The 21,431-nt window shown below is 54.8% G+C and carries 16 protein-coding genes; 10 read left to right on the top strand and 6 right to left on the bottom strand.

Annotated elements, in window-relative coordinates:
* The first annotated feature begins 202 nt into the window (after positions 1 to 202).
* The 3 genes from HFD97_RS18755 (at position 203) to HFD97_RS18745 (ending at position 4,739) form a co-directional block, all read left to right on the top strand.
* Positions 203 to 2,530 carry an FdhF/YdeP family oxidoreductase gene (locus HFD97_RS18755; RefSeq protein WP_167432315.1) on the top strand — a complete coding sequence of 776 codons (2,328 nt, stop codon included), beginning with the start codon at positions 203 to 205 and terminating at the stop codon, positions 2,528 to 2,530.
* 236 nt (positions 2,531 to 2,766) lie between these two features.
* On the top strand, positions 2,767 to 3,882 hold the full coding sequence (locus tag HFD97_RS18750; protein ID WP_167432316.1) for a metallophosphoesterase: 1,116 nt from the start codon (positions 2,767 to 2,769) through the stop codon (positions 3,880 to 3,882).
* A 56-nt stretch (positions 3,883 to 3,938) separates the two neighbouring features.
* Positions 3,939 to 4,739, top strand: a complete 801-nt coding sequence (locus HFD97_RS18745; RefSeq protein ID WP_167432317.1) for an MBL fold metallo-hydrolase — start codon at positions 3,939 to 3,941, stop codon at positions 4,737 to 4,739.
* Between the two features lie 49 nt (positions 4,740 to 4,788).
* Here HFD97_RS18745 and HFD97_RS18740 read toward each other — a convergent pair whose 3' ends face one another.
* A complete protein-coding gene (locus HFD97_RS18740; protein ID WP_150030324.1) occupies positions 4,789 to 6,714 on the bottom strand; it encodes a methyl-accepting chemotaxis protein in 1,926 nt (641 codons plus the stop codon).
* Between the two features lie 608 nt (positions 6,715 to 7,322).
* On the bottom strand, positions 7,323 to 8,987 hold the full coding sequence (locus tag HFD97_RS18735) for a methyl-accepting chemotaxis protein (RefSeq protein WP_150030325.1): 1,665 nt from the start codon (positions 8,985 to 8,987) through the stop codon (positions 7,323 to 7,325).
* Positions 8,988 to 9,604: 617 nt separating this feature from the next.
* On the opposite strand from HFD97_RS18735, the gene HFD97_RS18730 reads away from it, so the two are divergent.
* Positions 9,605 to 9,934: a hypothetical protein gene (locus tag HFD97_RS18730; RefSeq protein WP_046103071.1), complete on the top strand. Its 330-nt coding sequence runs from the start codon at positions 9,605 to 9,607 to the stop codon at positions 9,932 to 9,934.
* A 59-nt stretch (positions 9,935 to 9,993) separates the two neighbouring features.
* On the opposite strand, the gene HFD97_RS18725 is transcribed toward HFD97_RS18730, so the two are convergent.
* The gene (locus tag HFD97_RS18725) at positions 9,994 to 10,227 is read right to left on the bottom strand and encodes a hypothetical protein (RefSeq protein ID WP_009093263.1); all 234 of its coding nucleotides are present in this window, start codon (positions 10,225 to 10,227) and stop codon (positions 9,994 to 9,996) included.
* A 726-nt stretch (positions 10,228 to 10,953) separates the two neighbouring features.
* On the opposite strand from HFD97_RS18725, the gene HFD97_RS18720 reads away from it, so the two are divergent.
* From HFD97_RS18720 to HFD97_RS18710, 3 genes are all read left to right on the top strand, one after another.
* Positions 10,954 to 12,171 carry a diguanylate phosphodiesterase gene (locus tag HFD97_RS18720; RefSeq protein ID WP_167432318.1) on the top strand — a complete coding sequence of 406 codons (1,218 nt, stop codon included), beginning with the start codon at positions 10,954 to 10,956 and terminating at the stop codon, positions 12,169 to 12,171.
* A 169-nt stretch (positions 12,172 to 12,340) separates the two neighbouring features.
* The gene (locus HFD97_RS18715; protein ID WP_009093260.1) at positions 12,341 to 12,550 is read left to right on the top strand and encodes a CsbD family protein; all 210 of its coding nucleotides are present in this window, start codon (positions 12,341 to 12,343) and stop codon (positions 12,548 to 12,550) included.
* Between the two features lie 187 nt (positions 12,551 to 12,737).
* Positions 12,738 to 13,502, top strand: a complete 765-nt coding sequence (locus HFD97_RS18710) for a MerR family transcriptional regulator (protein ID WP_167432319.1) — start codon at positions 12,738 to 12,740, stop codon at positions 13,500 to 13,502.
* A gap of 72 nt (positions 13,503 to 13,574) precedes the next feature.
* Here HFD97_RS18710 and HFD97_RS18705 read toward each other — a convergent pair whose 3' ends face one another.
* On the bottom strand, positions 13,575 to 14,063 hold the full coding sequence (locus HFD97_RS18705; RefSeq protein ID WP_009093258.1) for an Hsp20 family protein: 489 nt from the start codon (positions 14,061 to 14,063) through the stop codon (positions 13,575 to 13,577).
* Between the two features lie 171 nt (positions 14,064 to 14,234).
* Positions 14,235 to 14,474 carry a hypothetical protein gene (locus tag HFD97_RS18700; RefSeq protein ID WP_009093257.1) on the bottom strand — a complete coding sequence of 80 codons (240 nt, stop codon included), beginning with the start codon at positions 14,472 to 14,474 and terminating at the stop codon, positions 14,235 to 14,237.
* Between the two features lie 367 nt (positions 14,475 to 14,841).
* Between HFD97_RS18700 and HFD97_RS18695 the strand changes: the two genes are divergently transcribed.
* The 3 genes from HFD97_RS18695 (at position 14,842) to HFD97_RS18685 (ending at position 18,725) form a co-directional block, all read left to right on the top strand.
* The gene (locus HFD97_RS18695; RefSeq protein WP_009093256.1) at positions 14,842 to 15,066 is read left to right on the top strand and encodes a DUF3606 domain-containing protein; all 225 of its coding nucleotides are present in this window, start codon (positions 14,842 to 14,844) and stop codon (positions 15,064 to 15,066) included.
* A gap of 518 nt (positions 15,067 to 15,584) precedes the next feature.
* On the top strand, positions 15,585 to 17,369 hold the full coding sequence (locus tag HFD97_RS18690; protein WP_167432320.1) for an EAL domain-containing protein: 1,785 nt from the start codon (positions 15,585 to 15,587) through the stop codon (positions 17,367 to 17,369).
* A 168-nt stretch (positions 17,370 to 17,537) separates the two neighbouring features.
* On the top strand, positions 17,538 to 18,725 hold the full coding sequence (locus HFD97_RS18685; protein ID WP_009093254.1) for a diguanylate phosphodiesterase: 1,188 nt from the start codon (positions 17,538 to 17,540) through the stop codon (positions 18,723 to 18,725).
* A gap of 1,262 nt (positions 18,726 to 19,987) precedes the next feature.
* On the opposite strand, the gene HFD97_RS18680 is transcribed toward HFD97_RS18685, so the two are convergent.
* Entirely contained in the window at positions 19,988 to 21,061 is a 1,074-nt protein-coding gene (locus HFD97_RS18680; RefSeq protein WP_009093253.1) for a RepB family plasmid replication initiator protein, read from the bottom strand.
* Positions 21,062 to 21,431 lie beyond the last annotated feature (370 nt).

Below are 21,431 nucleotides of genomic sequence, written 5' to 3'. Positions count from 1 at the left end.
TGTTAAGTCATGACAGTCCGCCTCGCTTATTTCCCGACAAAAACAGCGCGGCGCTCTGCTTATTTTCGCGCTGAAAAGGATGGCGCAGCACCCACCGAAACATTTTGAGAAAGAATTTCGCGACATATTAGCCAGAATCCACGCGGTTAACGATTTTCTGTACCAGACTTAGCCGATAACAATAGAGACAATGTGGAGCATTATGAAAGAGCAAAATCGCACAAATGGCATTGCCCCTTATGGTGGCGCGGCCGGTGGCTGGGGTGCATTAAAGGCGGTTGCCGATGCTATCCGCGGCCAGATGTCGGTAAAACAGGATGTTATCGCCCTGTTCAAAGTTAACCAGCCGCAGGGCTTTGACTGCCCGGGATGTGCCTGGCCGGATCCGCAACATGCCTCGTCCTTTGAGTTCTGCGAAAACGGGGCAAAAGCCGTTTCATGGGAAGCGACCAGCAAACGCACCACACCCGCCTTCTTTGCCGCCCATACGGTGACAGAGCTATGGGAGCGAAGCGCACTGCACCTTGAGGGCGAAGGCCGCCTGACGCATCCGATGAAGTACGATGCCGCATCTGATACCTATCAGCCCATCGAATGGGAGACCGCGTTTCGTGAGATTGGTGAACACCTGCGCAGTTACGAAGACCCGGACAGCGTGGAGTTTTACACCTCCGGCCGGGCCTCAAATGAAGCCGCGTTTCTGTGGCAGCTCTTCGCCCGCGAATATGGCACCAATAATTTCCCCGACTGCTCAAACATGTGTCATGAACCCACCAGCGTCGGGCTGCCGGAGTCTATCGGCGTCGGCAAAGGCACCGTGGAGCTGGAGGATTTCGACCACTGCGACCTGGTGTTATGCATTGGTCACAATCCCGGTACGAATCACCCACGCATGCTGGGGACGCTGCGCGAAGTCGCCAAGCGTGGTGGCACGATTGTGGCGATCAACCCCCTGCGGGAGCGCGGTCTGGAGCGCTTTACCTCACCGCAAAGCCCGATAGAGATGCTGTCGCTCAGCTCGACTGAGCTGGCCTCAACCTATTACAAAGTACGGGTGGGCGGCGATGCAGCGATGCTGAAAGGGGTGATGAAAATCCTGCTGGCCCTGCATGAAGAAGCGCTGAGTCAAGGCAAACCGGGCGTCATTGATGAGGCGTTTATCACTCAGCACACCGAAGGCTTCGACGCGCTGAAAGCCGACCTGGAGAGCACCGACTGGGATCATATCCTGAAGGTCTCGGGGATGACGCGTGAAGAGATCCAGCACGTTGCCCGGCTCTATGCCAGCGCTGAACGCACGATTATCTGCTACGGCATGGGGATCACTCAGCACCAGTACGGCACCCAGAATGTGCAGCAGATTGCCAACCTGCTGCTGATGCGCGGCAACATCGGTAAACCCGGTGCAGGTATCTGTCCGTTACGCGGTCACTCCAACGTTCAGGGCGACCGCACGGTGGGCATTACGGAGATCCCACCGCAATCGCTGCTGGACAGTATTGAGAAAGTGTTTGGCTTCCGGCCACCGCAGAAGCATGGTCATGGTGCCGTTGAGGCGATTAAGGCGATGCGCGATGGCAAAGCCAAAGCGCTGCTCTGTCTGGGTGGTAACCTGGCAGAAGCGATCTCCGATCCCCAGGTCACCTTCCCGGCGATGCGCAATCTCGATCTGGTTGTGCATATGGCGACCAAGCTGAATCGCTCACACCTGCTGCTCGGCAGGCATAACTATCTGCTGCCGGTGCTGGGCCGCACGGAGACGGATGTGCAGGCAACGGGCGCGCAGAGTGTGACGGTGGAAGATTCGATGTCCATGGTGCATGCCTCGCGCGGCTCGCTCGATCCGGCATCGCCGCATCTCAAATCGGAACCGGCACTGGTGGCCGCGCTGGCTAAAGCGACCCTGCCAGACAGCGTGGTGGACTGGTCCGCGATGGCAGCCGATTACAGCCGCATCCGTGACGCCATCGAAGCGGTCTTTCCGGCGTTCGAAAACTTCAACGAGCGGATTAAGCACCCGGGTGGATTCCGGCTCTATAACGCCGCATCAGAACGCGTCTGGCATACGCCTTCCGGTAAGGCGCAGTTCAAAGTGATGCAGGGCATCAATGAAGATCCCCGCTCGCTGAAATGCCATGACCTGGTGCTGACCACCCTGCGCAGTCACGACCAGTACAACACGACCCTTTATGGGCTGAACGACCGCTATCGTGGCGTCACGGGCCGTCGTGATGTGCTGTTTATTAATGCCGAAGAGGCGGAGAAACGCCAGTTGCGGGTGGGCGACCGTGTCGATCTGATGGCGCTGGACCCGGAGGGCAATCCTACCTCCCGCCAGATGAAAAACCTGACGATTGTGATTATCGATATGGCACCCGGATCGGTCGGGGCCTACTATCCGGAAGCCAACGTGATGGTGCCGCTCGACAGCCACGACACGCAGAGCGGCATTCCGGCTTACAAAAGCATTCCGATCGCCATGACGCGCGTGACGGATGAGACGCAGACAACGTCGGGTGTTCTGCGCTGATCCCGTGTGTCGCAAAGGGTGAGACCTGATGTTACCCGCGTGGCCGGCGTGCCGGTCACGCGGGTTTTTTTGTCCCGGCCAGGCGGCCCGCTGCGCCGGATTGAACACGGCCAGAGCACCTGCCGTGAAGCAGACCCGGCAAACTCATCCTATACCTTACCGTGCTAAAACGGTTTCATTCGCTATCCTCTCTTAACTGCCTGCGCTGACCGTCAGCGCCTCACCGGAAGATTGCCATGTTTCACCTGATTTTCAGCTTACCCAGCTGGTATGTCATTGCTCGCGTCATTATTCCTTTGTCCCTGCCCCTGTCCGTAAAAATCCTGCTCTCTGCACTGGCGCTGCTGGCCTCTCAATATCTGCTGGTGAGTCGCTTCACATCCGGCGGGATCTTCTCAGCAGAGATGCCCCGCGCCATCATCATTCTGTTTAACTGGGCTTACGGCACCGTGCTGTTACTGGCCGTGTTTCAGATCGTGCTGGATGCTGTCATGCTGCTTGCCCTGCTGCTGCGACATCCGCTGCCGCTGTCGCCCGGTGCGCGCTATCTGACCGTCATGCTGGCAATGGGGCTGGCGGCTTTCGGGGTTCAGCAGGCAATACGGGTGCCTCCCGTCAAAGAGGTGACGCTGTTCCTGCCGAATCTGCCTGCTGAGTTTGATGGCTATCAGCTTCTGCAACTGACCGACCTGCATATCACGCGACTGTTTAATGCTGCCTGGACCCGCGCCATGGTGGAGCGGGCGATGTCCCTCCGGCCCGACCTTATTGTGGTGACGGGGGATGTGATCGATGGCAGCCTGGAACACCGGCGGCATGATGTTGCGCCACTGCGCGGTCTGGCTGCGCCCGATGGCGTCTGGGCCATCACCGGCAATCACGAATATTTCTTTCATCAGGCGATCTGGACGGCGCATCTGGCTTCGCTGGGGCTGCAGCCGCTGCTTAACAGCCATACGGTGATTCAGCGCGGTGAAGCCAGCCTGGTCATTGCGGGTCTGCCCGACGCCTCCGCGCCGCGCCGAAAGGCGACCGGCCCCGATCTGGCCCGGGCGCTGGAGCAGGTTCCCGAAAACGCCCCGATTATTCTGCTGGACCACCAGCCACGTCATGCCCGCGAGAACGCCGCACAGGGTGTCGATGTGCAGCTCTCCGGCCATACGCACGGAGGTCTGATCATCGGGCTGGATCGCCTGTTTGCAAAACCCAACGCCGGTTTTGTTTCCGGGCTTTATCAGGTCGGCGGAATGCAGCTCTATGTCAACAACGGCACGGCGCTCTGGCCTGGCATGGCGATAAGACTGGGCCGCCCCTCGGAGCTGACCCGGATTACCCTGCGCCGTCAGCCCTGAGACGATAAAGGCGCCGCCGGGTGCGCATCATCCCGATCGAGACAAAGGAGAACATCATGACCCTGTTATGTACCGCCTGTGGCACCGCCTATCCTGTTTCGGCCACTCATCAGCACTGTAAAATCTGTGAGGATGAACGTCAGTATATCCCGGCTTCGGGTCAGGGCTGGATCCCGTTCGACCAGCTGCGCGCCAGCCATGCCAATAAATGGACGGCACACAGTGAGGCGCTGTTAAGTTTTAAAACCGTGCCCGCTTTTGCCATCGGCCAGCGCGCTTTTCTGCTGCGGACGCCGCAGGGCAACGTGCTGTGGGACTGCCTTGCCAACCTTGATGATGCCACCTTTACGCTGATCGCGGCGCTGGGCGGCATTGATGCCATCGCGATTTCACATCCGCACTACTACACCACGATGCAGGAGTGGGCAGAGGCGTTTAACGCGCCCATTCATCTGCATGCCCGTGATCGGCAGTGGATCGTCCGGGAGAGCCCGCATATCCGGCTCTGGCAGGGCGACTCGCTGACGCTGATGCAGGGTGTGACGCTGTTACGGCTGGGGGGGCATTTCCCGGGTGGCTGCGTGCTGCACCGGGACGAAGGCGACGGGATCATTCTGGCGGGTGATATTCTGCAGGTTACGCCGGGTGCGCATGGCGTGTCGTTTATGTGGAGCTATCCGAACATGCTGCCGCTCTCTGCGGCGACGGTTGGCGACATTCTGCAGCGGCTCTCGGGTGTGACATTCGGACAGCTTTATGGCGCCTTTGAAGGTCAGGATATTCTTCAGCAGGCGAAAGAGAAGGTGATGCGATCGGGAGAGAAGTATCTCGCCTGTCTGCAGGATCATCAGGCGTGACACAGTAACCGAACAGCCGCCCCTTCAGGCGACGGCTGTTCCGGTCTTATCAGGCCGTTTTAAACAGCGCGACCAGGGTACGCAACTGCACGGCCCGCCCGGCAAGCTCATCCGCAGAAGAAGCGGACTCTTCAACCAGCACGGCGTTCTGCTGGGTGACCTGATCCATCTGATTGACCGCAATATTGACCTGCGAAATGCCGCTGGTCTGCTCTTCCGTAGAGGAGGAGATATCGCGCATCAGCTGAGAAGTCTGTTCAATCGCGCTGACGCTCTGCTTCACTCTGTCGCCTGCGTTCCGGGCCATCGTGATCCCTTCCTGCGCATGAAGCACCGACTGCTCAATCAGACTCTTGATCTCTTTGGCTGCTGTCGCTGAACGCTGTGCCAGCGCCCGCACCTCTGAGGCAACAACGGCAAAGCCTTTACCCTGCTCTCCGGCACGCGCCGCTTCAACCGCCGCATTCAGTGCCAGAATGTTGGTCTGGAAAGCAATGCTGTCGATTACCGACGTGATCTCTTCAATTTGTCCCGAACTGCCGCGGATTTTGTGCATGGTTTCCATCACCGAATCCATGGCCGAGCCACTGGAGAGGGCCGCCTGCGTCGCAGAATCCGCGCGTTCAGAGGCAAAGCGGGTGTTCTCGGCATTCTGCTGCATGATGGACGCCAGTTGCTCCATGCTGGCAGCCGTTTCCGCCAGGGACGCCGCCTGCTCTTCGGTACGTGATGAGAGGTCGCCATTGCCGCGGGCAATCTCTTCCGACGAGCTGGCGATAGTCGCGGCGTTGCCTTTGATATCGGAGACCAGCTGGGCAAGACGCTGCTGCATCTGCATCAGGGCATTCAGCAGCTCAGCCATTTCGTTGCTGCCGGACACGGTCAGCTCTGCCGTCAGATCACCGGCGGCGACGCGACTGGCGACTTCCACGGCCTCTCTGACCGGCCGGGTGACCGAACGGGTGATCATCACGGCCAGCAGGATCGCCAGCAGGGCAATCGCCAGAAGGCCGGACAGCAACAGATATTGTGCATGTCGGCGCTCATCGATTTGTGACTGCAGGAGTATCTGCAGCTGGTTGCTGCTCTGACTGCCCAGCATGCCATAGCGATTAATCGCTTCGGTTAAGATGCGGACATATTCAACCGGCGTAATAGTGACATTCCCGGTCACAATCGCCCCTTCAGCCTGCTGCAGGGCATTCAGAGCCTGCTGTCTGGCATTCTGCGCCAGCTCGCCGAACATCGCTTTGAGATCCGGTTCAATAGTGAACACCTTATCCATGTTACTGCTGAACTGTGACAGTGCCGTTTTGCCATTATCGATCTGGAAGGCCAGGCGACTGCGATCGGCATCAGAGATGTTACCGCTGGCGATCAGTGAGGCCCCCCCGCCACGGATCTGACCCAGCGTCTCGGTCAGCAGCGGCAGTCGGCTATAAACACTGACTATCAGCTGGTAGGTATTCAAATCAGCATCCAGTGAGAGCTGGTAGTAATCCAGTACATCCTGATTCGTTTCCAGCAGAACCTGGATCAGATGCGTGTGCCGTGCCAGGCTGGTCGCCAGCGTCAGTCGTCCGCCCACCAGATCCTCCTGCAGCTGACGCCACTCCTGATTAACCTGGTCCAGACGCGTTAATGGCTGCGCCTGCTCACTGCTTTGACGCAGATCGGCAGCAATGCTTTCAGATACGCTGTTGATCTGGGTCACTAAAGCCAGACGCGGTGGGTTATCCATTCTGTTCTGGCCAATGGCGATGGCGCTTTCTGCCCGATGACGCTGCAGCAGGCTCAGCAGCTGCAGGACTTTTTTCTCAACCGGAATACCGGTGAGTTCAACTTTCTTTGTGTCAATGAGCTGATTGCCCGTCTGAATAAAGAGAAAAGTGGGTAAAACAAATAGCACCAGTGCAAAGGCTCCCAGTAAAAGGAATTTTGCTGGCAAATTAATCCGGTCGAGTACTTTTTTCATTCTTTTCCGCTCTGATGTGTTAAGCATACAGGTGATGTCATACCCAAAATGGGTAATGTAATTTTATTTTTACGAATTTTTCATATGCAGCCCATAGCGGTTTATGCGTAGCACGAAGCCGCCTGAAGGCAATGAAATTTACTTAGTTAAATAAGGGCTGGATAACAGCAAGAGAGAGTATAGATTGCACCAGGTTATTTTACAGTGAATAAACAGACGATAGTTACAGCCACTTTCACTTAAGCCAAACTGCAAAATAACGATAGATATCAATGTTATGAACGCTGCCTGATAAATATCACCTGTAAAGCCTTAAGCCAGACTTCAGCATCAACATCTGGAAAATAAAGAAATTAAAGTTAGCCCGGAATCAGCCGATACTAGCTGCCGTCTTTTTTCAGGAATAATTATCATTAAGGATAAGAGATTAATTTATCCTTCCCGGGCAATTAATATTCAAACCGTTATTACCGGGCAGGCCCTGAAAATATAATAAATGAAATCGTTTTCATTTAATTTAAAGAAGCGTGATGCGTTGAAATAAAAATGAAATAAAGGCAAAAAAAAAGCCCCCACAATGGGGAGGCTTTTCGGGAACAGCTTAAAGCTTAAAAGCTTTCCCAGTTTGCTTTGCTCAGGTCAACACTCTGCGGTTCAGGCTGACGGCTCTTTTTAGCCGGACGGAAGGCAGAAGCGGTCTGTGGCTGCAGCTGCGGTGCAACACGGCCTGAGCTTTCAACGGTAAAGGTCGAGACCAGCGCCGACAGCGTTTCGGCCTGTTCCTGAAGTGATTTCGAGGCAGAAGAGGCTTCTTCCACCAGCGCGGCGTTCTGCTGCGTCACTTCGTCCATCTGGCCAATCGCCTGATGAACCTGCTCAATGCCTTTGCTCTGCTCAGAGGTAGCCGCGGCAATCTCATTGACCAGATCGGCGACCTGCTGGATCGCGTGACGCACGTTTTCGCTGTTTGAACCGACGCTGTTGGCCTGCTCTAAGCCGTGCTCAACCTGCGAAACGGACGTGGAAATAAGGTCTTTGATTTCGCGGGCAGCCGACGAGGAGCGTTGTGCCAGGTTACGCACTTCCGACGCAACCACGGCAAAACCGCGACCATGTTCACCGGCACGTGCTGCTTCCACCGCCGCATTCAGCGCCAGAATATTCGTCTGGAAGGCGATGCCTTCAATCAGCCCGGTGATTTCCGAGATTTTGGCCGAGCTGGCGCGAATATCATCCATCGTGGTGAGCATCTGCTTCACAGCCGTTCCGTTCTGGATCGACATATGGTTGGCGTTATTCGCCAGACTGCTGGCCTGATGCGCGCCTTCGGAGTTCTGCCGCACCGTTTCACTCAGCGTGGCCATGCTCGCTGAGGTCTGCTCCAGCGAAGCAGCCTGCTCCTCGGTGCGGGCAGAGAGATCTTCGTTACCTGCTGCGATCTGCGTTGAACCCGTACTGACTGATTGCGCAGCATGATTCACCGAGAGCAGCGTGCCAGAGACGCGCGCCAGCAGCTGATTAAACGCCATGGCCGTCTGGCCAATCTCATCCTTACGGCTGACATCCGCAGTATGCGTCAGATCAAGCGTGTGGCTGACCTGGGTCATGGTATTCACGATGCCAGAGAGGCTTCTCTTGATGCCCACGATCACCTTAACGGAGAAGGCAGCCAGAATCAGGATCACCAGTAATGATCCTACTGACATCGCCCACAGGGTCTGGGTGTAGACGCGTTTGTTTTCAGCACGCAGCTGTTCGCCGATGTCGATGTTCAGCTGAATCTGACGGGTGAAGTCCGCTTCCATTTTACGGGTTGCAGCGCCCACACCATTTTCACTCTGCAACAGTGGCAGGGTGACTGCGTCATCATGAGCGCGCGATGCGGCAAGGAAAGCCGGCAGTGCACTGCGCACCGCATCCAGATTCCTGTTGGCCTGTTCTGTCATCGCCTTGTCTTCATCGCTGGAGATGTCATTGGCCATGTAATAATCGTTCAGCGATTTAATCTGCTGCAGCAGATTATTAATGCGCTCTTCTGCAGCGGGGAACTTTGTCTCATCGCTGGTGCTGTGATAGCGATAAAGAGCAATGCCTAACTGATTGGTTACGCTGATCGATTTATTCAGATCGCGAATACTGGGTATCGCGTTCACCTGCACATATTCAAAACGGGACTGAAAACCCGAAATCACAGATAACGAGATAATCACCAGTGCAATCAGTGACATTGCAAGCAGTGAGAAAATCATTACCAGACGCTGTGTAATAGTCATAAAGAACCCCTGGGGCGAAAGAATAATTTGAACAAATGTTAATGCTGGATCGTTCTTATCGGCTTTCTTCAGCGGGGCTTTACTTGATCGCGGGAGATATATTTTTTTATTTTTTCTTGCGCCTGACGCAGAGTGAACTAACAACGCAAAGAGGCTGATTCTTATTCTCTTTTAGAGTTAACATATTATTTACATCCCGCCATCCATGCTCACTTTCCTCCCTTAACTCTTTATCGTTATATGCAGCAACAATGCCGGATATAAGCACTGAATGTCATTTGTGGCGATCTGATAATAACGTGGCTGATTTAACAGCAGTGCTCAGGTAATCGGCAACGCTAAGCCTGCTCTTCTCCCGGAGAGGGTACACGGCGGCTGTCAGCGGCAGAACGCGACAGCGAAATCCTGCCCTGTCAGCGCGCTCAGCAGCCTCAGGGCATGGCAAACCTCGTTGTGGCGGGAGCACCTGCAACTCGGATTTTAGCCATTTGTGGCAGGGCCAGATTAAATTAGTGAATTGACTGGCGGAATGCTGATTCTGGTCTATGCTCACTGGCCCGACCAGGTTTTAACCTGCCGGACAGCACTAACGCTTACAATAAAAAAAGGTAGTCATCATGGATTTAGCCACATTTGAAACCAGAACCGGTCTTTGGCCACACATGCAGTTTACGGATGTTGAATATGAAGCATGCAGCAGTGGCGTTGAGATCTACGCCATTGATGTCACCCGTCAGACCAAGAGCAAGCTGTTTATCTGTCGCGTTGCAAACGAACAGCAGGCGGCCTCGCTGACGGCACAGTTTAAAGAGTGGTTACCGAAAATTAAGCTGAAAAAACGCAAAGTGGCTCTGAATATGGCCCGCACGGGCTGCGAGAAGAGCTATTCTGCCAGGCCTAACTACCAGGACCGCGCCGGGTTGCGTCAAAGCAGCGTCAGGGCCTGATTGCGGCCTCAGCCTGTCTCTGCAGGCAGGCTGAGTGCCTGATGGTGCTGCGGTGCGCGCTAATTGCGCGCCGCAGGAACCTGAAACAGCCGGCACTCACCCGGTTCGGTGGAGATATCACGGAATGTCGTGATATGGATCTCTATCCAGACATTCGCCGCTCGCATGGTGTGAGGTGTGTTGTGCAGGTCCAGCTGCGTGACAAAGTCCCGGGTGCTGATCGTACACAGCCCCTCGCTATCCCGCCTCATCGCCTCTCTGAATGCGATCCAGACAGCATCATCCTGTTGCATTGCATTGCCCCCGTAACGTCTCACTACCATCAGCTGTATATATAAACAGTATAATTATTCCCGGAGTCGGTCAAGCCTGTCTGGTTTTCGGCTGCGGAGGACGCCCTGCCCTGCCATTTTTATCCGTGTCCGCCAGCGAAACGGGACTTTAATCCAAATCTTAGAAAACGTTTTCATTGGCGTTTAACACATTGATTAACCTAAAAATGCATTAAAGTGATCATTCTAATCATCTGATATCAAACTAAAAAAACGGTTAACCGCAGCGGCATTCAGGCCGCTTTTGCCCTATCTTTAAATGGCTCTGTAACGAAATCCACTTCCTTTACAGAGTGATCTGACTCCTACCCTTGCCCCCTTAAACAGGGGGCACTTTTTCAGAGAGTGCAGCAGCAGAGATCACGTTTCACCGGCCAGCATGAAAGGGCTGATGAAAGCAACCTGTGAACATCCGATTAACCAGCGCCTCACCAGGGATGCTGTGTCGTTATAATAATGCGCTATATCTTCTGTTCGCCCCCGCTTTAACGGGGGGCTTTTCTGCTTTATTACAATTGCCTGATCGCTGTCCCGGGAAAATGGTGATTAATGCCTCTTAACCCCGGGCGGGATTCACAGCGATATTAATACCGAAAGCAGAACAGCATAATCATTTCAGTTGTGCCCTTAACCCCCGAAATATCTGTGATATGGTTAATAAGTCTCAACTGCCATGCGAGTCCGCTTATGCTCTCCACCCTTATTTACCGCAGCCAGCTTGCGGGTTCTGTCTCGCCGGAGAAACTGCAGGCGCTGGTGGAGCGTGCCAGTGTTAAAAACGCCGCGGCCGAGGTCACCGGGATCCTGCTTTATGACGGGCAGCACTTTTTTCAGGTGCTGGAGGGGAGCGTTGAGAATGTCCACAAGGTTTTTCAGCGAATCAGTCAGGACGATCGGCATTTTAACCTGATCGAGCTGATGCGTGACTACGCCCCGGCACGGCGATTTGGTCACGCCGGCATGGCCCTGTTTGATTTGCGAGACTATCAGAAGCATACCGTGGTGGAGGCTCTGCTTGGCCGGGTCACGCTTAATGAGGAGCGTATCCGGCATGATCGGGTCGTCAAATTCCTGCGTTCGTTTGTTGAAGGACGGGATAAAGAGACCTTTATTGAGATTGAACCAGCCAGTCAGTGGACACTGACCACTCCCTCCTCCTCCGCTGTACCGCTTTCCTGCCCGCCGGCCGCCGATCAGCGCTGTGCGTTTGCGCTGCAGCCGATTGTGGATGCCACAAATCGCCAGATTGTTTCCTGTGAAGCCCTGATCCGCGGTCAGCATGGCGCTTCACCCGCCGACTATTTTTCTCAGCTACCGGAAAGCCAGCGTTATCAGGCCGATCTTCACTCCAAGACGTATGCTTTCAGGCTGGCCGGACAGCTTGGCCTGGGCGATCAGACCCTCTCCGTTAACCTGTTGCCGATGTCACTGGTGATGATCGAGGGGGCGGTCGATCATCTTCTTCAGCAAATCCGGCTGCAGGGATTGCGACCGGAGCAGGTCGTGGTTGAGGTCACTGAAGATGAGGTCATCTCACGCTTCGACGCCTTTCAGTCCGCGGTGCGCCAGCTGAAAGCGGCCGGCATCAGTCTGGCGCTCGACGATTTTGGCGCCGGTTTTGCTGGTCTGTCTCTGTTAGCCGATTTTCAGCCCGACAAAGTTAAAATCGATCGCAAGCTGATCACCGATATTCACCGCAGCGGCCCGCGTCAGGCGATTGTGCTGGCCATCCTGAAATGCTGTCAGGCGCTGGAAATTACGGTCATCGCAGAAGGCGTTGAAAAAATCGAAGAGTGGCTCTGGCTCGAAGGTGCCGGGGTTCGCTATTACCAGGGTTTTTTGTTTGCGCGCCCTGCCCTCAACGCCCTGCCTGCCGTCAGCTGGCCCTCACGACGTCTGGCGTAATCCCGCCTGACTTCCGCTTGCACGCTGCCGTTTTGCTCATAATTTGATGCGGCTCACACCGCTTCGCTGCAAAGAGCAAAAGCTGTGCCATGCTTGATCCATCTGACAGCCATCTGGCCAACAGATATTCATCAGATCCCTGGATAATCACCGAGTTGGGAGAATCACCATGAACGAAGATCGCATTGGCGGTAACTGGAAGCAGTTCAAAGGTAAGGTTAAGGAAAAATGGGGCGATCTCACGGATGACGATATGACCGTTGTGGAAGGGAAGCGCGATCAGCTGGTCGGTAAAATTCAGGAACGTTACGGCTACGAGAAAGATCGTGCCGAGCAGGAAGTGAAAGAGTGGGAAGATTCCAACAAGTATCACTGGTAATCCCCTTTTCCCGCCGGGCGTTTACGCGCCCGGTGCCTGCCCTTTTCTTTCATGGATGTTAACGACCCCGCCCCGCCGTGCAACACCCGATACATTATGGAAATGATTGTTTCTTTATTCATCGCTGGCGCGCATACTACGCTGACTTCCCTGGTGACGGGAGCCCAAAACCTTACGGATACCAATCATGCCTCAACACTCTACCGACACGATATGTGCGCTTGTCGGTGTTCTTCCTGAAACGCTGAGACGCTGGCGCCGCGCCGGGTTGATTACGCCACCGGATGCTGGCGGTTATTCAGATAATCAGCTTACGCGTGCCCTCTATGTGCGGGATATGACGTCAGGCGGCCATACGCTTTTCGATATCCATGCAGCGCTTAACTGGCCCAGTGTTACGCTGCCCGGCGGCTGGGCCTGCCGGGAAGAGGATATGCTGCAGCTGCTCTCTCAGAGCTCAGACGAGGATATTCATCGCGAGTTGCGGATGATGAACATTGACTACTGTGGCGATGATTATGTGAACTGCTACCTGCGCCCGCTTAATCTCTGGCTGCGTACTGACGTCAGCGAAGGGGCAGCGCAGCGTCTTGAGCGTTTTCACACCGCCGTGGTGGGTCAGTGGGAACGCCTGGCGCAGGCCGCCAGACGACGCAGCACCATCCCGCTGTTCCTTGAAGCGGTCAGCGTGACGGATGAGACAGAGATCTGGATGGAAGCGATACGGCTCAACGGACAGGGATTCCGGGTTGAAGTGGCCGCCGAGGCGTCAGGCGTGCCTGCCGTGGCGAATCACCGCTTTGAGCACCATCTGATGTGGTGTGGCGACGGAATTACGCCATCCAGGAAGGCTATTTTTCAATCCAGTCTTGAGGCAGGCGATCCCGTCATGCTGACCGGAACAGACACCCGCGTGAAACTGCCTGAAAACACCCTCTCCGCCAGCGCCTGATTGCATGACTTCTTTTACCTGCCCGCCATCAAAAAGGCGGAAACAGCCTTTGCCATTTCCGCCCTGCAGCTATCAGTGATGCTCAAGCGTACGCGGACCGCCGATAGCAATCGGAATACGACGCGGTTTCTCGCTCTCCGGTATCTCCTGAATCAGATCGATACGAAGTAATCCCTCAGCCAGACTGGCTCCGGTGACCTTCATATGCTCCGGAATGGAAAAGTTCAGCTGGAAGTCGTGGCGCGCTATCCCGCGATGGATCCAGCCGCCGCTCTCCTCCCGGGCCTCGCCTGTCGATTCCTGCGACGCTTTTTCCCTGTGACCGGCGATGGAAAGACGTCCGCCACGTAACTCGATCTCCAGCTCATGCTCTTTCCAGCCAGGCGTGCTGACGGTCAGCGCATAATGGTTATCCTCCACGCGCTGCAGATCATAAGCGGGAACGGAGGTGACCGGGCTGTCACCCGTCAGCTGACTGAACAATTTATCGATGCGGCTGAAGCGGTCTGAAAAAACGGAATCAGCCAGCGAAGGCAAAACTGAAAAGGGTTGTAGTGACATCGTGATAATCTCCTGAACAGGTTCATCCAAAAGTTCATCTGACCGGTTTCAGATTCCCGATCACCTTCAAAATAGGGATTAGCGCTACATTTTCAAGCCGGGAAATAGATTTTTTTCCGCTTCCCCGGATCCTGTTATCACCGGGAATCAAATCACGATAGCGGGCTGCCGCTATTTTTTATTCTGCGGTGCAAGAACGAAATGAGGATGACGGCCGGCCAGCAGCAGCAGCAACTCATATTCACCCTGACTCAGCAGCGCAGGATTGGCTGCAGCTTCTTTCGTCTGCCAGACGCGCAGACTGAGGTCGAAACGCTCTGCGGCGCTCTGCTGTGACAGCCCGGCGGCCAGACGAAGTTCACGCACATTACTCTGTACAGCCACAGGCGGCTGAGGGGGACGATTAACCAAAAAGGACTCCTTCAACATGATGAAACCGCAAAGGCGCAGCGCTTCGCCTGTATAAAGCGAAGCGACCCGGAAGTGGCCCTGCGAATTGACCTGAGAATAATTGACCATTTTAAATAAATGTCAAATTCCGGATTCTGCATTCCGGCAGGATTTCTTTGTAAACGAAACGGATAATTCTGCCCCGCCGGCGACTTTTCTATTTTTTTAGAGTGCCTTATTGCGCCAGCCAGGAATAGTCCTGATATTTGACTTAAGCGCGATTCAGGGATTAATCCGCTACCTCAATGCCTCACTCTTCATCACGATAGCTGTTTAGCCTGAGGCTGCTGCTCAGCGGGCACCATTAAAAATACGAGGAGGATAATAAATGAAAAATCCTATCCAGCGTCGCTCACCCGACGATCTGTCACGTGTAGAGATCCGTGAACAGTGGCAAATCACCTACTGGACCCAGGAGCTGAAGACGACTCAGGAGAGGCTGACGCGTGCGATTCGCGAACAGGGATCGCTGACCGAACAGGTGCGTGCGTGGCTGGAGCAAAACCCGCCACCCCGGCGTCCGTTACAGTCCCGCAACGGCATCAAACGTTAACCTGATTACTGCCTGACGTGCTGCGTCAGTGGCAGCCCGGCGGCGGATTGGCCTGCCTCAGCCATCACAATGGCGACAGGTTATCTCTGCCGGAGTAACCCGGTTTTCTGCTTTTACCAGTTATATTAACAGGTTATCTTTCTCACCCGTCTCTGCTCAGCGACGCGGTTCCGCAGCCTGTCGCGGCTGCAGGGTTCAGACTGACTTAGCAAAACCATTCACGCGCCTGAATGCATATTGTTCTGCTGCCCTGAAATAAATATTAAAAAGTCTGAAATCACACGTTTTCTGAAAATGACAACAACATGTAAATATTAACGCCTCTCTTCGATTAAATTTTCGAATCGTAAACACGCTTTTAATGCGTTAAAGAAAATATTCAGAGACAGCTGCCGCAGAGTCACCTATCATTCAGCGGAAAATAAAAAACACGCTATATTTACTGCCGCCTGATCGACATTTCAAACCGGACAGTTTTCTTTTTCGCTCCGTAATCAACCGGTGCGGGGTATACACACATGCTTAAGAATTTAAACGGCGATGATGAACGCAGAAGCCGTGCTATACAGGCGTTGCGCAGTCCTGATGAAAGTCGCGATGACGTCCTGCGGAAATTTGTCCGTCTGGCGAGTCAGGCACTGGGCATTCCGGGCAGCTTTATCTCTGTTCTGGATAATGAGTTTCAGACCGTGCAGGCCTCACACACATTCAATCTTCAGCGCTCCACGCGTGAGGATTCTCTCTGTCGCCACGTGGTCGACAGTAACACGCCTATGGTCGTGCCCGACACCTGGCACGACCCGCGTTTTGTCAGGCATCCCCTGATCACCGGCGCACCCTTTATCCGCTTCTATGCCGGCGTGCCGCTGAAAACGCGCGATAACATTATTCTGGGTACGCTGTGTGTGACCGACACCGAGCCGCATATTTTCACTTCCGATCAGGTCATGACGCTGACCCTGCTCTCCACGCTGGTCATGTCTTTTCTGGAAGCCTGGCATGCGGCCGGGTTTGTCGATCCCGTAACCGGACTGCCTAACCGCCAGCGTCTGATCCGGGATTTGCAGTATCTGGCTGTGGCGGGCGATATCACACCCCGCCGCCTGGTCCTGATTGATTGCATTGATATGTCACGAGCCTATGAACTGGCCCGCACGATGGGAATGGGGCCGGTTGAAAGCCTGCTGAAAGATATGGCCACCCTGCTGCCACTGCGGCTGCGTCCGGCGGTGGGCGAAATGCTCTATACCGTGGCCACCGGGCGGTTTGCCATCCTGACCCGGGCAGACAGCCGCCTGAGTGCCGCCTGGGTGGCCGGTCGTCTGGAGGGTATCAGTGCAGATGTGGATGATGGACTGTCAGTCGCGCTGACACCGCACACCGGCGAAGCGGGCTTTGTGGCCAGTCAACTGTCGGCACCTGAGGTATTACGTCGCGCCGTCAGTGCCCTGAACGATGCGGTCGGACTGGGGCTGCCCTCGCAGCGCTATGACGCCGAGGCGCAGACGCAGCATGCTGACGATTTACTGCTGATGAACGATCTTAAAGCTGCGCTGCGCGACAACGTCGGGCTCTATATGGTTTACCAGCCGAAAATCTGCCTGCAGAGTGGCAGACCGGTGGGGCTGGAAGCGCTGATCCGCTGGCAGCATCCTACCCGGGGTGAACTCTCGCCAGGTGCCTTTATCCCGCAGGCTGAACAGACCGAACTGCTCTCTGTGCTGACGGCCTGGATTATCGATCAGGCGGTAGCCCGCCTGAGGCGGCTCAGGAATAGCTGCATCCAGCTGCCGTTAACGATTAACGTCAGCGTGAACGACTTCTCGCAGGAAGGCTTTGCTTCTGCACTGGAAAGCAAGCTGGTCAGGGCTAAGCTCCCCACCTCACTGCTGGGCATTGAGTGTCTGGAAACTGAACGTATCCTTGAAAGCCCTGATGCCCTGCGCGGGCTGGAGAGACTCAGAGAGTGTGGATTTACGATTTCACTGGATGATTTTGGCTCCGGCTACAGCAATATCAGTTATCTGCGCCGGATGCCGCTGGATGTTATCAAGCTGGATCGCTCCCTGATCAGCGAGCTCTCTTCCGATACTGCCTCACGCATCATTGCCCGCAGCATCATCGCCATGCTGAAAGAGCTGGACTACACCGTGCTGGCTGAGGGGGTCGAGTGTCCCGATGCGGTGACCTCGCTGACAGAGTATGGTTGTGACCAGGCACAGGGCTACTTCTATTCCAGACCGCTGAACGAAGAAGCACTGGATCACTGGCTCAACTGGAAGCTGCGCGGAGAGCCCTGCTGAGTGACCGTCTGCACGTACCGGAGCTGTGATCCGGAACGTCACCCGACAGCCGCTGCGCTTAGTGCTGCCTGCCCGTGTGCACGCCGTGCTACAGTCAGTAAGGAAAGATGAAACATTTTTTAAACAGTGTTAGCGTGTGCGCTATATTCACCTAAAGCGGAGCTGCACATGCTGACTACCATTATATATCGCAGCCATATTTCCGATGATTTTCCGGTCAGAACCCTGCCTGAGATGGTCGATCACGCCAGCGAAATCAACACTGCGCACGACGTAACAGGCATCCTGTTATTCAACGGCACACACTTTTTTCAGTTGCTTGAGGGGCCGGAAGCGGGCGTTCAGGCAGTCTATCAGCGCATCTGTGCCGATCGCCGGCATCATAATGTCGTGGAGCTGATGCGCGACTACGCACCTTCCCGCCGGTTTGGTAATGCGGGTATGTCGCTGTTTGACCTGCGTGAACATGACCGCTCGTCGCTGCTCCAGGCGGTGCTGGACAAAGGGACCTCGAAATATCAACTGACCTATGATGATCGGGCACTGCAATTCCTGCGGACCTTTGTTGAGTCACGTGAGAAGGAGAACTATTACGAGGTTCTTCCGCCCGGTTACTGGGAATTCATTTCAGAGCATAACGAGGTGCCGGATTCCCGCCCTGAAACAGAAGGCGTCAGTTTCCGCCCGGTCGTCGATCCGCTGGCTCGTAAAGTCACCGCGATTGAAGCCACTATTGTCAGAGCGGCGCCCTCCGATGCAGCCTCAGACGCCCAGCTTCACGCTGACGATCTGGAGACCCTGAAAAAGACTTTCGCCCATGCAGGTCAGGTCTGCCCTGATGGCATGACGCTCTACGTCAGCCTGCTGCCGATGACGCTGGTGGTGATACCCGATGCCGTCACGCAGATTGTGGCCGCCATTCAGCAGGCGGGACTGGTGCCGGAGCAGGTGGTCATCGGCGTGAGCGAAACGGCAGTTATCTCGCAGCTGGCCGCCTTCTCTGAAGCGGTTCGTGCGTTGAAAGCCGCCGGGATCAGCCTCTCTATCGACAATTTTGGAGACGGCTCCGCCGGGCTTTCGCTGCTGACCCACATTCAGCCGGACCGTATTCGTATCGACGCCGGGATCACCCGCGACGTTCACCGCAGCGGCCCCAAACAGGCGGTGGTTCAGGCAATTATCAAATGCTGTTCTGCGCTGGAAATCACCGTAATCGCAGCCGGTATCGTTCAGGCCGAGGAGTGGATGTGGCTGGAGGCAGCTGGTGTGATCAACTTCCAGGGCACCCTGTTTGCTGCCGCTGGCCGCTACCAGGCTGAATCGGTCGCCTGGCCGGAATACCGGGAGGCGATGTAACGCAACCTGCCTGAACAGCAACAGAGCGGCTGGCGCGCCGGTCGTTTTGTTGCCTCACTCCTGACCATCCTCACGCAGTTCACTGATTCACTTCCCTGCCCCGTCTCCTGCCCCTGACCTGCTGTATGAGCTTTTTACAGCTTCCCGTTTTGACAGCGTATTTCTGACCAGACAGGCACAGGAATGAGGGATAACCACTATAGCGAGTAATGTTACTTCCCTGCTGCCTGCGGAAAGGCAATTTGTTGCATATTTACACACCGGCAAAGACGTGATGTGACACATATCCACTATAGCGAGTGAATCGCTGCTCAGCTCAGCGTCAGTAACCACTGTAGCGAGTATCGGTGCCAGTGAGAGTCCCTGCTCAGGCGGTTCAGCGACGGGAAACAGGCGAGCAACCACTATAGCGAGAAGACTTGTCTGGCAGGAGGCATGTTTACTGTTGCAGGGACTCTCTGAGGCCATTTCGGGTGCATCGGGCCTGTCATGCAGGTCAGTTCTGTGGCGGTCAGTCTTAAGGGAACCACTATAGCGAGTGATGACTGAGGCAGAGCATCGTCTTGGTATTTTTCTTGAGGTCTTATCTGACAGGGGATATAACAATAGTAAGCACTCACACATAAGGTAAACCCCCTTAAGGCGTGGCCGGTCAGAAACAGTAACAACCACTATAGCGAGTAAACCTCACCTGCCTGTTTCCGTTTGGCAACCACTGTAGCGAGTGTGTTTACCCCTTAAAACGCTATTATCTGATCATTAACTCACCGCTTTAGCGATAAAACAACCTGATAACCACTGTAACGAGTAGCTCACAGGAGAGGAAGAGCATGGGAATGGCACGATTAGCTTCGAAAACAGAAAGGGTAACCACTATAGCGAGTAAGTGAAGCGCGCGCTGCGCGATAAATACCTGCCCTGCCCCGCTTCTTCTGAGGCAGGAAGACGTTCAGCCGGATAACCACTGTAGCGAGTAAAGCAGAGAAATCTCTGTGTCAGCCGTACTCATCATCACTTTTAACAGAAGAGCAACCACTGTAGCGAGTTAACACTGGCTGCGTCGGCTAAAAACGACACAAGGCAGATTAGGTGGAGGCCACAGCGATTGAGCGGGATCTTTGAGCGGGCAGCGGGTGGATAACCACTGTAGAGAGTAACGTAACTCGCTACAGTGGTTGGGTCAGGCCTTCCTGACATCCCTACTCTCAGGCCGCGAGCGGAAAGGGCTATCACAGGGAACGAGGCGTGCTAACGTCTGAAAGTTATTGCTTTTTTTGCTTCCTGATTTTGTTCAGCAGCTCTTTCTCCTCACGTGACACCATCACCAGCTCGCTGCTCTCCTCTTCCATCACGGCTTCAGGCTGGCCGACATCAATAACAGTCGGATCGTTATAGAGATCGTCGAACTCATCCATTTCGTCATCGATCAGACCAGACTTGCTGAGCGGCAGCTCGGCCGGGCGCAGCTTGGGGTGACGGTAATGGACCCAGAAGTAAACCGATGAGCCGCGCCGGGTTTCCGTGTAGTCAAGGTATCCAATCTCTTTCAGCTGCTCCATGGCCTTTCTGACGGTGGCGTTCTGGGTGATAACACGCGAAGTCAGATTAAGTCTGGCACGCAGACGGGCCATGGATATCGGCGCCGGTTTAGGCGGAAGACTCTCAATGAAGGTGTAGAGCGCCTGGGCCGACTCTTTACGTGCCAGCTCATTGATGGCTTTCAGCTGCAGCAGGACTTTCCTGTCGAACTGGTAGAGCTCAAAGATTTTGGGATCGGCCTGTAAGGTGACCGTATCCTTTTTGATGCTGTATTTGGCAGACTGCACCAGATGCGTGGTGTAGTTCTCGCCACCCTTGCTGGTAAATGTCAGCGTATTGGAGGCAATCCGGGTCAGGGAAGCATCCAGACGGCTTCTGAGCTTCGAGGAGAGACGCACAGAGGGTATGCCACACAATTTGGCGAATTCAACGAAAGAGAGCGTTACCGTGTCTCCCAGACACTCATGCGTGGCGAAGGCACGGATGATCCCTACCCAGGTTTTGAAATCGTTGTCCATATCCAGGCGGGCACCCAGAATCTTGATGTTGTCATACCCTTCCGAGCGGACCAGGGATAACTGTTTAAGATCCTGTGTCACATCCATGGCATTCATCTGGTTTTTCTGACTGCGCGCCGTGGATTTCAGCGTCGGAACAAACAAGCCAAGTCGCATCAGCGCGACCGGCTGAACGGTGTTGTTGCTGTTAGGCGTGAGAGTAACAACCTCGCCAGTGCGTTTGTCTGTTTCGCTAAATGCATCCGCTATGTTCAGGATATCGGGTTCTTTTCTTGGCATCAGGCAGATCCGTGTTATGAACAGGCAACAGCCGCTGTTACTCGATACAGTGGATACTATCACTCACTATAGCGGTTAATCTACTTACCGCAGTGGTTATTTCTCTCACCACAGTGGTTATCTTACTCGCTACAGTGGTTGCTGACAGGGCCTTAAGCCAGCGCTGTCAGGGCCTGGCCTGCTACAGGGATCTTTCAGGAACTATTAATGATCTTATGAGGATCGCTTACTGGATCGAATCGGTGGATAAACGTGTAAAAACGGGCTGTTAAACGTTCATTTTCAGAAAATCAGACCAGCCACCAGCCTCATATCTTCAGAGCCTGCCTGAAAACAGGCTGTAGCTGATAGCACTGCTGTTTATGCACCG

Origin of the sequence: Pantoea sp. EKM103V (genome assembly GCF_011800365.1) — a bacterium.
Classification (GTDB): Bacteria; Pseudomonadota; Gammaproteobacteria; order Enterobacterales; family Enterobacteriaceae; genus Pantoea; species Pantoea anthophila.
Note: the sequence above shows the minus strand (reverse complement) of the source record. Positions and strands in the feature narration are given on the sequence as shown.